Annotated in this window: 10 protein-coding genes; 6 read left to right on the top strand and 4 right to left on the bottom strand. The window is 69.9% G+C overall.

Annotation, left to right across the window (positions count from 1 at the left end):
* Position 1 precedes the first annotated feature (1 nt).
* The 4 genes from WS66_RS05440 to WS66_RS05425 are packed head-to-tail and all read right to left on the bottom strand — an operon-like array spanning position 2 to position 8545.
* Positions 2–4189 (bottom strand): bifunctional nitrate reductase/sulfite reductase flavoprotein subunit alpha, encoded by a 4188-nt coding sequence (locus WS66_RS05440; protein WP_059600581.1) that lies wholly within the window; start codon positions 4187–4189, stop codon positions 2–4.
* 16 nt (positions 4190–4205) lie between these two features.
* A complete protein-coding gene (gene nirD / locus WS66_RS05435) occupies positions 4206–4553 on the bottom strand; it encodes a nitrite reductase small subunit NirD (RefSeq protein ID WP_011354949.1) in 348 nt (115 codons plus the stop codon).
* 38 nt (positions 4554–4591) lie between these two features.
* Positions 4592–7198 carry a nitrite reductase large subunit NirB gene (gene nirB / locus WS66_RS05430; protein ID WP_059600582.1) on the bottom strand — a complete coding sequence of 869 codons (2607 nt, stop codon included), beginning with the start codon at positions 7196–7198 and terminating at the stop codon, positions 4592–4594.
* A 21-nt stretch (positions 7199–7219) separates the two neighbouring features.
* The gene (locus tag WS66_RS05425) at positions 7220–8545 is read right to left on the bottom strand and encodes an MFS transporter (RefSeq protein ID WP_059600583.1); all 1326 of its coding nucleotides are present in this window, start codon (positions 8543–8545) and stop codon (positions 7220–7222) included.
* Between the two features lie 679 nt (positions 8546–9224).
* Here WS66_RS05425 and cobA point away from each other — a divergent pair.
* The 6 genes from cobA to WS66_RS05390 all read left to right on the top strand — a co-directional run bounded on the left by cobA (position 9225) and on the right by WS66_RS05390 (position 14436).
* Positions 9225–9995 carry a uroporphyrinogen-III C-methyltransferase gene (gene cobA, locus WS66_RS05415; protein ID WP_059600609.1) on the top strand — a complete coding sequence of 257 codons (771 nt, stop codon included), beginning with the start codon at positions 9225–9227 and terminating at the stop codon, positions 9993–9995.
* Between the two features lie 168 nt (positions 9996–10163).
* Positions 10164–10760 carry an ANTAR domain-containing response regulator gene (locus WS66_RS05410; protein WP_059600584.1) on the top strand — a complete coding sequence of 199 codons (597 nt, stop codon included), beginning with the start codon at positions 10164–10166 and terminating at the stop codon, positions 10758–10760.
* 5 nt (positions 10761–10765) lie between these two features.
* Positions 10766–11809 (top strand): CmpA/NrtA family ABC transporter substrate-binding protein, encoded by a 1044-nt coding sequence (locus WS66_RS05405; protein ID WP_059600610.1) that lies wholly within the window; start codon positions 10766–10768, stop codon positions 11807–11809.
* A 145-nt stretch (positions 11810–11954) separates the two neighbouring features.
* Positions 11955–12554 carry a uracil-DNA glycosylase family protein gene (locus tag WS66_RS05400; RefSeq protein WP_059600585.1) on the top strand — a complete coding sequence of 200 codons (600 nt, stop codon included), beginning with the start codon at positions 11955–11957 and terminating at the stop codon, positions 12552–12554.
* Between the two features lie 31 nt (positions 12555–12585).
* Positions 12586–13368: a YkgJ family cysteine cluster protein gene (locus WS66_RS05395; protein WP_059600586.1), complete on the top strand. Its 783-nt coding sequence runs from the start codon at positions 12586–12588 to the stop codon at positions 13366–13368.
* A gap of 126 nt (positions 13369–13494) precedes the next feature.
* Positions 13495–14436 (top strand): helix-turn-helix transcriptional regulator, encoded by a 942-nt coding sequence (locus WS66_RS05390; protein ID WP_059600587.1) that lies wholly within the window; start codon positions 13495–13497, stop codon positions 14434–14436.
* Positions 14437–14542 lie beyond the last annotated feature (106 nt).

The following is a 14542-nucleotide window of genomic DNA, read 5'->3' as shown; positions in this document are numbered from 1 at the left end:
TTCAGTACACGTCCCGCATGTAGCGGCGCGCCTTCGAAAGCCGCGCGACGTAGTCGTTCGCGGCTTCGTCCGACATCCCGCCGTGCTCGGCGACCACCGCCTTCAGCGCGGCATCGACGTCCTTCGCCATCCGCGCCGCATCGCCGCACACGTAGAAGTGCGCGCCTTCCTCCAGCCACGCGAACAGCTCGGCGCCCTGCTCGCGCATCCGGTCCTGCACGTAGATCTTGTCGGCCTGGTCGCGCGAGAACGCGAGATCGAGCCGCGTCAGGAAGCCGCTTTCGTGCATCGCGCCCAGTTCGTCGCCGTAGTAGAAGTCGGTCTGCGCGTGCTGCTCGCCGAAGAACAGCCAGTTTCGCCCGCGTGCGCCACGTGCTTGCCGCTCGTGCAGGAAGCCGCGGAACGGCGCGACGCCGGTGCCGGGGCCGACCATCACGATCGGCACGTCGCCGTTCACCGGCGGCCGGAAATGCGCGGACTTCTGCACGAACACGGGCACGCGGCCGTCGTCCGCGCGATCGGCGAGGAACGTCGACGCAACGCCTTTGCGCGCACGCCGCCCGTTGTGATAGCGCACGGCCGACACGGTCAGGTGGATCTCGCCCTGGTGCGCGCTCGGGCTCGATGCGATCGAATAGAGGCGCGGCTGCATGCGCTTGAGCATCCCGACCAGCTCCGTGCCCGACAGATCGACCGGGAACTCGTGCAGCACGTCCGCGAGCTGTTGCCCCCACAACCATTGCTTCAGGTCGGCCTTGCGATCGTCGCCGAGCAGCGCCTTCAGTGCGCCGTTCGCGCTGCGCGACGCGATGAACGCGAGCGTGTCGGGATGCGGGCGCGTGATGTCGAAGTGGCGCGCCAGCGCGTCGCCAAGGCGCACGTCGCCGACACCCGCGACGGACACCGGAGCGTCAGCCTTCAGCGCGGTGACGGACAGCAGTTCGTCGACCAGCTCCGGGCAGTTGGTCGGCCACACGCCGAGCGCGTCGCCGGTTTCGTATTCGAGGTTCGCGCCCTCGGTCGACAGCGACACGTAGCGCGTGTCCTTCGCCGCGCCCGGCCGGTTGAGCCGCAGGTTCGCGACGAGCTTCGACGGCGCCGGATGCGCCTTGGTCGGCAGCAGCCCCGACGGGCTCAAGCCGGCGGACGGCACCGCGTGCAGCGCGGCATCGGCTTCCTTGATCCGCGCGACGACGCGTTCGAGCCACTGGTCGGCGTCGCGCTGGAACTCGACGTCGCAATCGACGCGCGCGCAAAGACGCGCCGCGCCGAGTTCCGCGAGCCGCGCGTCGAGCCGGCGGCCATGGCCGCAGAACTGGTCGTAGTTGCGATCGCCGAACGCGAGCACCGCGAAGTGCACGCCGTCGAGGCGCGCGGCGCTGCCGGCCTGCAGCGCTTCCCAGAATTCGCTGCCGTTGTCGGGCGCGTCACCGTCGCCGAACGTGCTCGTCATCAGCAGCACGTATTGCGCACCGGCAAGCGACGCCACCGGATAGTCGGACATGCACGCGGTGCGGATCTCGAAGCCGGCGTTCATCAGCTGCGTCGCGTAATCCTCGGTCAACGATTCGATGTTGCCGGTCTGCGATGCCCACAGCAGCACGACCTTCGGCCGCGTGCGCACGATCCGCACACCGCCGGTCGCGCTGGCATCGCCCGGCAGCGCGGGCGCCGCGGCACCCGGCAAGCTCGCCGGCAGCGAGCGGCTGAACAGCCCCGCCAGCATCCCGTCGAGCCAGAACCGCACCGGCGGCGTGAGCGGCGCGCTGGCCGGCAGCACGGGCACGCTGCCCTCGCGCCGGCCGGCGCTCGCCTTCAGCCCGCTGACAAGGCCGGCCACGTACAGCCGTTCGGTGTCCGTCAATGGCGGCGGAGCGAGGTCGGCCACGCCGAGCGCGGCCGCGAAAGTGTCGATGTCTGCCATGTCGGATTCCTGTGAAGCAGTAGCCTGCACCAGCGCCGGCGCGGGCCGCGCGTCATCGGCGCCTGCGTCGGGTTGCGCCGTCTCGTCGTCGGCGGCCGCGAACGCATCGGTCTCGACGCGCCGCAACGCGACCGCGCAGTATTTCAGTTCGGGTTGCTGCGATTCGGGATCGATCGCGTCGTTCGTCACCGCGTTGATGCACAGGTCGTCGCCGTACACGTCGTTCCAGTGCATCGGCGCGAAGCAGTTGCCGCGCCGCACGCGCTCGGTCACGACGGCCGGCAGCACCGCGCGGCCGCGCGCCGAACGAATCTCGACGCTGTCCTTCGCGGCAATGCCGAGCGCGCTCGCATCGTCCGGGTGCAGTTCGACGAACGGGCGCGGGTTGAGCTTGTTCAGCATCGCGACCTTGCCCGTCTTCGTCATCGTGTGCCATTGATGCTGCAGCCGCCCAGTGTTCAGCACGATCGGGAACGTGTCGTCGGGCAGCTCGGCCGGATCGACGTGCGGCCGCGCGAAGAAGCGCGCCTTGCCCGACGGCGTCGGGAACGCGAGGCGCGGCGCGTCGTGCCCGTCGGCCGCCGGACGCGGCGTCTGGCTCACGCCGTCGTTCAGGTAGCGGATCGGGTGCCGCTCGCGCGCGGTGCCCGGCGCGACCGGCCATTGCACCGGGCCCTCGCGCAGCGCCGCATGGCTCGCGCCGCGCAGGTCGTAGCCGGTCGCCGGATTCGAGAAGCGCACGATCTCGTCGAACACGTCGGCCGCCGACGCATAGTCGAACGCATCGCCGAAGCCCATCGCGCGCGCGACTTCCGCGACGATGCGCCAGTCCGGCAGCGCGTCGCCGGGCGGCGCGACCGCCGCGCGCATCAGCGTCATGTTGCGCTCGGAGTTGACCATCACGCCGTCGCCCTCGGCCCACAGCGCGCCGGGCAGCAGGATGTCCGCGTAGCGGTTGGTCTCGGTGTCGAGAAAGGCATCCTGAGCGATCACGAGCTCGGCGGCCTGCAACCCGGCGATCACGTTCTGCCGGTTCGGCACGGTCGCGACCGGGTTCGTGCAGATGATCCAGCATGCCTTGATGTCGCCGGCCGCCATCCGCGAGAACAGGTCGACCGTGCCCTGCCCCGTCTCCTTGCGCAGCGTGCCGGCCGGCACGCGCCACAGGTTCTCGACGAACCGGCGATCGTCGTCGGACGTCACCGAGCGCTGGCCCGGCAGCCCGGGGCCCATGTAGCCCATCTCGCGCCCGCCCATCGCGTTCGGCTGGCCGGTCAGCGAGAACGGCCCGCTGCCGGTGCGGCAGATCTTGCCCGTCGCGAGATGCAGGTTGCAGATCGCGTTGGTGTTCCACACGCCGTGCGTGCTCTGGTTGAGCCCCATCGTCCAGCAGCTCATCCATTCCTGCGCGTCGCCGATCCATTGCGCGGCCGTGCGGAGGTCGGCTTCCGCGAGACCGGTGATTTCCGCGACACGCTCGGGCGTGTAGTCCGCGAGGAACGCGGGCATCGCGTCCCAGCCTTCGGTGTACGCATCGATGAACGCGGCGTCGGTGCGGCCGTTCGCGTGGAGCAGGTGCAGCAATCCGTTGGTGAGCGCGAGATCGGTGCCCGGCCGGATCTGCAGGAACAGGTCGGCCTTGTCGGCCGTGCCGGTGCGGCGCGGATCGACGACGATCAGCTTCGCGCCGGCCTTCACGCGATCCATCATCCGCAGGAACAGGATCGGATGGCAGTCGGCCATGTTCGCGCCGATCACGAAGAACAGGTTCGCGCGATCGAAATCCTGGTACGACCCGGGCGGGCCGTCCGCGCCGAGCGACTGCTTGTAGCCGGTGCTCGCGCTCGCCATGCAGAGGCGCGAGTTCGACTCGATGTTGTTGGTGCCGACGAAGCCCTTCGCGAGCTTGTTGACGAGGTATTGCGCCTCGATCGACATCTGCCCCGACACGTAGAACGACAGCGCATCGGGCCCGTGCGTGTCGAGCACCGCGCGCAGCCGCCGCGCGGTCTCGGCGATCGCGTCGCGTGCCGGCAGCGGCACGAGGTCGTCCTCGCGCGCGCGCCGCACGAACGCGCGGTCGAGCCGCCCGGAACGGCGCAACGCGACGTGCGCCGACGAGCCCTTCGTGCACAGCCGCCCGAAGTTGGTCGGATGGTCGGCGTCGCCGGACACCTTGACGACTTCGCCTTCCTCGACGTGCAGCACCATCCCGCAGCCGACGCCGCAGTACGGGCACACGCTCTTGACGGGGGTGGCGGTCATGCGCGCTCCGGGGCGATCAGGCTGCGATCCACACGAAACCGTCCTCGACCCGCGACGGATACGCGCTCACCGACTGCTCGGGCGCCTCGAGGCATTCGCCGGTGCGCAGGTCGAAATGCTGCTTGTACAGCGGCGACGCGACGACGACGCGCTCGCCGAGGCTGCCGATCAGCCCGCGCGACATCACGGCCGCCTGCGACACCGGATCGACGTTGTCGATCGCGAACACGCCGCCTTCTTCGGCATGCGCGACGTGAAAGACCGCGACCTGCTCGCCGTTGACGAGTGCACACACGCCGGTGTTCGGCACGATGTCGTCGAGCGGGCACACGCGGGTCCAGGACAGCGGAAGACGATCGTTCATGATGGGCTCCTTGGAAAAGACGCTGGTGTCGGTCAGGGTCAAACGGTTGCGGGTTCGGTGGCGGCTTGCGTCGCGCCAACGGCCACCACGGGAATCGACACGGGCTTGCCGCCCGTACGTTCGCCGGGCGTCGCGGGCCGGATCTGGCCGCGCGTCTCGACGAATTCGATGGTCGTGTCCGGCGCGTCGCTGTTCACGAAGTGGCGGAAGCGCTTGCGCGTGTCGGGATCGGTGACGGCCTTCTTCCATTCGCACTCGTAGGTGTCCACCACGTGCTGCATGTCGGCTTCGAGTTCGGCGCCGATCCCGAGCCGGTCGTGCACGACGACGTCGATCAGGTAGTCGAGCCCGCCTTCGAGGTTGTCGCGCCACACGCTGGTGCGCTGCAGCCGGTCGGCCGTGCGCACGTAGAACATCAGGAAACGATCGATGTAGCGGACCAGCGTGGCACGGTCGAGATCGGACGCGAGCAGTTCCGCGTGGCGCGGCTTCATCCCGCCGTTGCCGCACACGTACAGGTTCCAGCCCTTCTCGGTCGCGATGATGCCGACGTCCTTGCCCTGCGCCTCCGCACACTCGCGCGTGCAGCCGGACACGCCGAACTTGATCTTGTGCGGCGCGCGCAGCCCCTTGTAGCGGTTCTCCAGGTCGATCGCGAGGCCGACCGAATCGTCGACGCCGTAGCGGCACCACGTCGACCCGACACACGACTTCACGGTGCGCAGGGCCTTGCCGTATGCGTGGCCCGATTCGAAACCGGCCGCGATCAGCTCCTCCCAGATCGACGGCAGCTGCTCGACGCGTGCGCCGAACAGGTCGACACGCTGGCCGCCGGTGATCTTCGTGTAGAGCCCGTACTTCTGTGCAACCTGGCCCACCGCGATCAGCCCTTCCGGCGTGACTTCGCCGCCCGGCATGCGCGGCACGACCGAATACGTGCCGTCGCGCTGGATGTTCGCGAGGTAGTAGTCGTTCGAATCCTGCAGCCCCGCATGCTCCTTCTTCAGCACGAATTCGTTGAAGCACGACGCGAGAATGCCCGCCACCGCCGGCTTGCACACGTCGCAGCCGAGGCCGTGGCCATGCTTCGCGAGCAGTTCGTCGAAGGTCGTGATGCGCTCGACGCGGATCAGGTGGAACAGCTCCTGGCGCGAATGCGGGAAATGTTCGCACAGATGGTTGTTGACCGCGAGACCCTGCTTCTTCATCTCGGCCTTCATGATCTGCGTGACGAGCGGCACGCAGCCGCCGCACGACGTGCCTGCGCCCGTGCACGACTTCAGTGCGCCGAGGCTCGTCGCGCCGTCGGCCACCGCCGCGCAGATCTGCGACTTCGACACGTTGTTGCACGAGCAGATCTGCGCGCCTTCCGGCAGCGCGTCGACGCCGATCGCGGGCTTCGCCACACCGTCCGACGACGGCAGGATCAGGAATTCCGGCGACTCGGGCAGCTCGATGCGGTTCAGCATCATCTGCAGCAGCGTGCCGTATTCGGCCGCGTCGCCGACCATCACCGCGCCGTGCAGGAACTTGCCGCAGTCCGACACCACCAGCTTCTTGTAGACTTGGCGGCGCTCGTCCGCGTACTGGTAGGTGCGGCTGCCGGCCGTCGCGCCATGCGCGTCGCCGATGCTCGCGACGTCCACGCCCATCAGCTTCAGCTTGGTGCTCATGTCGGCACCGGCGAACGCGGCGTCGGCCGCATCGGCCGCATCGGTGACACCGCCGCCGAGCTGCTTCGCGACCACGCGCGCCATGTCGTAGCCCGGCGCGACGAGGCCGTACACCATGCCGTTCCAGGCCGCGCATTCGCCGATCGCGTAGATATCCGAATCGCTCGTGCGGCACGCGTCGTCGATCGCGACACCGCCGCGCGGGCCGATGTCGAGGCCGCACGCACGCGCCAGCTCGTCGCGTGCGCGGATACCGGCCGAGAACACGATCATGTCGGTGTCGAGATGCGAGCCGTCGGCGAACGCCATCCGGTGCGTGCCTTCCTCGCCATCGACGATCTCGAGCGTGTTCTTGCCCGTATGCACGGTCACGCCGAGCGCCTCGATCTTCGCGCGCAGCATCCTGCCGCCGCCGTCGTCGACCTGCACCGCCATCAGCCGCGGCGCGAATTCGACGACGTGCGTGTCGAGCCCCATGTCGCGCAGCGCCTTCGCGCATTCGAGGCCGAGCAGCCCGCCGCCGATCACGACACCGCGCTTCGCGTGCGTGCCGCACGCCTGCATCGCCTCGAGATCCTCGATCGTCCGGTACACGAAGCAGCCCGCGCGATCGCGGCCCGGCACCGGCGGCACGAACGGACGCGAGCCCGTCGCGAGCACCAGCTTGTCGTACGCGAGCGTTTCGCCGGACGCGAGCGTGACCGTGTGCGCGGCACGGTCGATCGACGCGACCTGGGCGTTCAGGCGCAGGTCGAACTGCGGATGACGCTCGAAGAAGCCGGGTTCGACGAGCGACAGATCGTCCGCCGACTTGCCCGCGAAGAATTCCGACAGGTGCACGCGGTCGTACGCCGGGCGCGGTTCCTCGCCGAGCACCGTGACCTGCAGCGCGCCCGCCGCGCCGGCTTGCGCGGCGACGCATTCGAGGAGCTTGTGGCCGACCATCCCGTGGCCGATGACGATGAGTTTCATGATGACGTTTCCTTCGGTCGATCAGTTCATGGCGTTCGCGGCGGCCAGCGCGCGGTCGCGCAGTTCGGCCTCGCGTGCCTTGTGTTCTTCGCTGAAGCGCACGGCCATCGCGCACAATGCGGTCGCGGTGACGGCGAGCCCGAGCAGGCTCAGCGTGTGCTGCACGTCGCCGACGCCCTTCAGCAGGAAGGCTGCGGCCACCGCGCCGACGTTGCCGCCCGCGCCGACGATCCCCGCGACGCCGCCGAGCGCCTTGCGGTCGATGAACGGCACGAGCGCATAGGTCGCGCCGCAGGCCATGTGCGTGAAGAGGCCGAAGGTCAGCATCGCGACGAGCGCCATGCCGATGCCTTGCGCATGCGAGAACCAGATCAGCCCGAGCCCTTCGCCGACGATCAGCGCGCACAGCAGCGTCGCGCGCACGTCGAGGCTGCGGCGCGCGGCGATCTTGTCCGACAGCCAGCCGCCGAGCGCGCGGGCAAACAGCGCGAGCAGCCCGAACAGACCCACCGCGAAACCGGCATCCTTCAGCGACAACTGGAAGTGATCGACGTAGTACAGCGCGGCGATGTTGTGGATGAACACCTCGACGCCGAAGCACGCGCCGTACGTGACGAACAGCATCCACACGCGATAGTTGCCGCACGCGGCGAAGAAGCTCGCCCAGCCGCCCTTCTTGCCGCTGTCGACCGTCACGCCCTGCTTGCGCAGCGCGACGAAGTCGCCTTGCGGGCAGTCTTGCGTGAAGCGCCAGTACGCCCAGGCCATCGCGAGCATCGCGACGCCCGGCACGACGAGCGCGATGCGCCACGACGCGTCGTCGCCGAAGCCGAGCATCAGGCCGGCGGCGACCAGGAGCGGCATCATCGCCTGCGTCGCGCCCGCGCCCGCGTTGCCCCAGCCGGCCGTCGTCGCGTTCGCGGTGCCGACCACGTTCGGCGCGAACATCACCGACGTGTGGTACTGCGTGATCACGAAGCCCGCGCCGATCGCGCCGATGCCGAGCCGGCAGATCAGGAACGACAGGTAGTCGTGCGTGAACGACACCGCGAACACGGGAATCGCGCCGAGCAAGAGCAGCCCGGCATACACACGGCGCGGGCCGAAGCGGTCGCACATCGGGCCGACCAGCAGCCGCACGGCGATCGTCGCGGCCACCGCGGCGATGTTGATGTTCGCCACCTGTGCCGCGGTGAGGTGGAATTCGCGCGCGATCAGCGGCATCAGCGGCGCGCACGCGAACCACGCGAAGAAGCACACGAAAAACGCCATCCACGTCATGTGGAACGCGCGCATCGGCGCGGTGCGGAAGCTGAAGAGATCGATACGGGTAGCTTTGTCGGTCATGTCATCCGCCAAACGAAAAACGGCGTCCTGCACACCCGGTCTCGTCGAGACCCGATGTGTAGGACGCCGTTGCCCATGAAGCCCGTTGCCGGGCGCGTCTGTAATCGGTACTGCGGACGAATCGCCGTTGATTCGCCCGAACCAGCTTACGCAAACGCCGTGCCATGTCGGCCCGAATCGCGCGCGCGGCCCCGCCGCACAAGGCTCGCCGGCCATCGCACGCATCGCTGCGGTGCGCCGTGCACGACGCGTCGGGATGCAGCGAGGCACAGATGTGGTGCGCTGCAGCACTGTCGCCGTGCGACATCGCGGTGCGTGCTGACGGGGCGCGATGCACGCCGATATGGCATCGCGTGCGCCGCTGTCCCCCGGCCGTATGCGGGTCGGCATCCATCGTGGCGCGCCATGCAGCGCATATCGCCGTGCATATCGCCCCGCTCGCCGCCAGGCTCGCTCAGGTTGGCCCGGATATTGCTGAATCCTGTCTACACCGGCAACGGCGCCGGTGGGCAGTCCCCGCAAGTCAGGCCCGCCGTCGCAGGCGGGCGCAGCAGACCAGGACAACGACGTCCCCCCGTGTTCGGCACGGCCGGATGCCATGGTCGCTTCGACCGCCCGCCGCCGCCGCAAGCAACAACGCGTTATCGATCGCCGCACGCACGCGGCACTGGAATACGACATGACGACTGGTAAAGCCACGCTGCTGGGCGCCGGCCCCGGCGATCCCGATCTCCTTACGCTGAAGGCCGTGAAGGCGCTGGCGGCCGCCGACGTGCTGCTGCTCGACGATCTCGTCGCGCCCGGCATCGTCGAACTCGCGCCGCACGCGCGCGTGATCCGCGTCGGCAAGCGCGGCGGCTGCCGCTCCACGCCGCAGGCATTCATCGAGAAACTGATGCGCCGCCATGCGCTGCGCGGCGCGCACGTCGTGCGCGTCAAGGGCGGCGACGCGCTACTGTTCGGCCGCGCCGGCGAAGAGCTCGCGACGCTGCGCGCCGCCGGGATTCCGGTCGACATCGTCAACGGCATCTCGTCGGGATTCGCGGCCGCCGCGAGCCTCGGCATCTCGCTCACGCACCGCGAGCACTGCCAGGGCGTCACGTTCGTCACCGCGCACCGCCAGGACCACGGCGAGCCCGACTGGGTGGCACTTGCGGCAACCGGCACCACGCTCGCGATCTACATGGGCATGAGCCGCGTCGACAGCATCGCGGCGGGCCTGCTCGCCGCATTGCCGGCGTCGACGCCGGCGGCGGCCGTGCAATGGGCCGGCACGCCCGACGAACGCCGCTGGACCGGCACGCTCGGCAATCTCGCGCGCGGTATCGAGGCAGCGCGGCTCGGCAGCCCGGCCGTGATCCTCGTCGGCGGCGCGATCGGGGAAGCGGCCGTGCACGATGTGCCACACGCAGGTGCCGCGATCGAAACGACCTTGTCCCGGGCCGCGTAGCATGCGTGACACCACGCGGCACCGGCCGCCCATCTATCATGAAAGCAGCGGCGCGGCTCGCACCGGTCGCCTGAGCGCCGCACGCGGTGCCGACACGATGTCCGCACGGGGCCACTGCGCCCGATCCGCGTATCGTCGCGCCGCGATTTTGCCGCCGCCGTTTGCCTCATGAGTACGCCTGCTCCACCCTTGCGCCTGCGCGTGCTGCTCGTCACCGACACCGACAAACCGATCGGCGAACTCGGCGACGCGCTCGCGCGCCTCGGCTACGAGATGCTCAACGACGTCGCGACGCCCGCGCGCCTGCCCGCCGCCGTCGAGGAGCAGCGCCCCGACGTCGTGATCATCGATACCGATTCGCCGTCGCGCGACACGCTCGAGCAACTGGCCGTGATGCACGCGACCGCGCCGCGCCCCGTGCTGATGTTCAGCCACGATGCCGACCAGGCGCTGATTCACGCGGCGGTCGGCGCCGGCGTCAGCGCGTATCTCGTCGAAGGCCTGTCGGCCGAGCGCCTCGCGCCGATCCTCGAAGTCGCGCTCGCGCGCTTCTCGCACGACGATGCATTGCGCCGCCGGCTCGCCGATGTCGAGCGCGAGCTCGCCGAACGCAAGCTGATCGATCGCGCGAAGCGCCTGCTGATGGATCAGCGCAGGCTGTCCGAGCACGATGCGTATGCGTTGCTGCGCAAGCGCGCGATGGATCAGGGCCAGCGCATCGTCGACATTGCGCGGCAACTGCTCGATGCGACCCACCCGTCATGAATGCCATGAAAACTTTGCCTCCCGCCGCGCCGGAACGCGCGCATCTTCGCCTCGGGTTCGTCGCGCTCAGCGATGCCGCCCCGCTGATCGTCGCGCAGCACCTGAATCTCGGCGCACGCCACGGCCTGACGCTGGAGCTGTGCCGCCAGCCATCCTGGGCCGCCGTGCGCGACAAGCTGCTGACCGGCGAACTCGACGCCGCGCACGCGCTGTACGGGCTCGTGTGCGGGCTGCAGGTCGGCATCGGCGGCCCGCAGACCGACATGGCCGCGCTGATGGTGCTGAACCGCAACGGACAGGCGATCACGTTCGCCCGCGGCCTTGCCGACGCGTACCGCGCAAGCGGCGACGTCCGCGCGGCGCTCGCGACACTGGGCCGCAAGCCGCTGCTCGCGCAGACCTTCCCGACCGGCACGCATGCGATGTGGCTGAACCACTGGCTCGCGTCGCACGGCGTCGATCCGCTGCGCGACGTGCGCAGCGTCGTGATTCCGCCGCCCGAGATGGTCGCGGCGCTCGCGAGCGGCGAGCTCGACGGCTTCTGCGCGGGTGAGCCGTGGCACGCGGTGGCCGAAGCCTGCGGCGCGGGCCGGACCGTCGCCGTCACCAGCGAGGTCTGGCCCGATCATCCGGAGAAGGTGCTCGCGACCCGGCGCGATTTCGTCGCGCTGTATCCCGCCACCGCGCGCGCACTGATCCGCACGCTCGTCGATGCGTGCGCGTGGCTCGACGATGCCGCGCACCGCCGCGACGCGGCCGACTGGCTCGCGTCGCCCGACGCGCTCGGCGTGCCGGCCCGGCTGATCGCGCCGCGCCTGCTCGGCGACTACGGCGCGGGGCCATTCGCGCAGCCGCCGCTGCCGATCCGTTTCCACGACGGCGGCGCCGTGAACCGGCCGGATCCGCAGGAAGGCCGCTGGTTCCTGTTGCAATACCGGCGCTGGGGCATGCTCGACGGCACGCAGGACGACGCGGCAATCGCCGCGGCGATCGCGCAGACGGCGTTGTATGATGCTGCGGTTGCCGAAGGCGATACGGCGGGCGGGTGATCCCGGCACGGGGTGCCGGGGCCGCCGCGCAACGCCATGCCGTGCCCCGCGGAACGCCTGACGCGATGCGCCGGTCCGCGCCGGCGCGCCGCGCGGCATGGACGCACCTGCGTTCGTGCCGCCGATCCGTCCCCGTTCAGAATCGATGCCGAAACGAATGCGCGCGCCGCTCGACGTGCTGCTCACCGAAATCCGCGCGTGCCGCGCCTGCGAAGCCGACCTGCCGCTCGGCCCGCGCCCCGTCGTGCGCGCGCATCGCGACGCCCGCATCCTGATCGTCGGGCAGGCGCCCGGCGCCCGCGTCCATGCGAGCGGCATCCCGTGGGACGATGCGAGCGGCAAGCGGCTGCGTGACTGGCTCGGCGTCGACGCCGACACGTTCTACGACGAGACACGCTTCGCGATCGTGCCGATGGGCTTCTGCTACCCGGGCCGCGGCGCGAGCGGCGACAACCCGCCGCGCCCGGAATGCGCACCGCTGTGGATCGACCGGCTGCTGGCCGAATTGCCGTCGATCCGGCTGACGCTGCTGGTCGGCCAGTACGCGCAGCGGCATTTCCTGCGCGACACGCGCAAGGCGACGCTGACCGACACCGTGCAGGCATGGCGCGACTATGGCCGAGACGTGTTGCCGCTGCCGCATCCGTCGCCGCGCAACCAGGCATGGTTCAAGCACCATCCGTGGTTCGACGCCGAGATCGTGCCCGAACTGCGCCGGCGCGTCGCGCCGCTGATCGCCGGCTGACGAAGCTGGTCGCATCCCACTCCCTATCCGAATGACTCAGAACGACATCGACTTTTCATGCACCGGCTGCGGCCGTTGCTGCCACGACCTGCGCATTCCGCTGACCGTCGCCGAGGCCACCGCATGGCTGCGGCGCGGCGGCCACGTGGAACTGTTGTGCGACGCCATGCCATGGCCCGTCGAACCGGCCCCCGACGACGCGTTCGCCGCATACAAGCGGGCACGTTCGTCGCCCGCGCTCAGCGGCTCGCTGCCGGTACGCGTCACCACCCTGCTCACCGCGTCGCATGCCGGGCCGTGCCCGAATCTGCTCGACGACCTGCGCTGCGGGATCTACGACGAACGGCCGCTGGTGTGCCGGATCTACCCGGCCGAGGTCAATCCGTTCGTACCGCTGATGCCGGACGGCAAGCAGTGCCCGCCCGACGCATGGCAGCAGGCGGCGCTCACCCGCGGCGGCACGATCGTCGATGCGCACACGCGCGAAAACATCGCGCGCGCGCGGGCCGCGAGCGAGGCAGAGACGCCGTTGCGCGCGCGACTGTGCGCGGCGCTCGGCATCGATACGGCAGCCGTCGCGAACGAAGGCTTCGCGATTCATGCGCCGCCCGCCGACAGCCTGCTGGCCGCGCTGAGCACGCTCGACGATGCGCGCGCGACGGCCGCCGCCGAGGCCGCCCCGACGGCATGGACGCTGCTCACGAATCGCAGCGCGACCGCCGACACGCTCCGATCGGTCGGCGCATCCAGCCGGCTCGCGACCGACGAGGCCGGCACGCGCTGCCGCTACCTGGGCTTTCATCCGGCCGCCTGATTGCCGTGTCGCCGGGCGGGCGCACACCGCCCGGCCGGCCTGCGCGGCTCGCGCCCACGGATTCCGGCCGCGCCCGGTTCGCTGTACCATCGCGGCTCAACCGCGTCACGAACAGCAGAATCCTTCATGCCATCCACCGCCCCGCCGCGCCTGTACGGGATGCCCGAACGCAGCGACCGGCTCGATTTCTACATCCGCGACCAGGCGTCGCGCCAGGCGATCACCGAGCCGCACCGGCACGCGTATTTCCAGATCCAGTTCAATCTCGGCGGCGACACCGAACAGCGGATCGGCGGCGTCACGCGACCGTTTCCGCGCGGCGCGCTCGCATTCGTGCTGCCGCACCGCGAGCACCTGATTCCGCATCCGGAAGGCGCGCACTTCATCGTGATCAACTTCAGCCAGGCGTTCCTGCGCGCCGATCTCGACGTCGATCCGCTCGATCTCGAGGATGTCCCCGCGCACCGCTTTCCCGAGCTGACGCCGTTCCGCTTCCAGGAACATCTCGACTTCATCCTGACCGGCGACGCCTTCGACGAGGCGCGCCGCCTCGCGCTGTGCATGCTCGATGCCGACCGCGTGCGCACCTTCGGCTCGAGCACGTTGCTGCGCGGCTATCTGCTGCAGCTGATCGGGCTCGTCTGCACGCAATACGCGGGCGCGCTCGACAAGCTCGCGCAGCGCGGCGCCCAGCGCGCGGGTCGGCGCGACGCGCTCGCGCGCGTGATGCGCCACGTGCGCGCGAACCTGACCCGCGAGGACCTGACGCTCGCGGCCACCGCCGAGGCCGCCTTCCTGTCGCCGAACTACCTCGCACACCTCGTGCGCAAGGAAACCGGCAGCACCTTCACCGATCTCGTGACCGAGCGCCGGATCGCGCTCGCGCAATCGCTGCTCGCGCATACGAGCCGGCGCATCGCCGACATCGCGCGCACCGTCGGCTTTCGCGACGAAGGGTATTTCGCGCGGCGCTTCCGCGCGCGTGTCGGCGTGTCGCCGAAGGCTTACCGGGACGCGAACGCCGCGCTGCCGGTCGGCGACGACGCGCCGGCGGGCGGCGACGCGTAGATTTGTCCGGTTAAAACGCAGTTGCGTCGCATCCGGGCGCGCATGCGTCGGGTATCGTTCCATGCATGCCGGCCCGTGGTGCATTGCGCGGGCGACGGCATCCGTC

Source organism: Burkholderia sp. LA-2-3-30-S1-D2 (genome assembly GCF_001523915.2).
Classification (GTDB): domain Bacteria; phylum Pseudomonadota; class Gammaproteobacteria; order Burkholderiales; family Burkholderiaceae; genus Burkholderia; species Burkholderia diffusa.
Note: the sequence above shows the minus strand (reverse complement) of the source record. Positions and strands in the feature narration are given on the sequence as shown.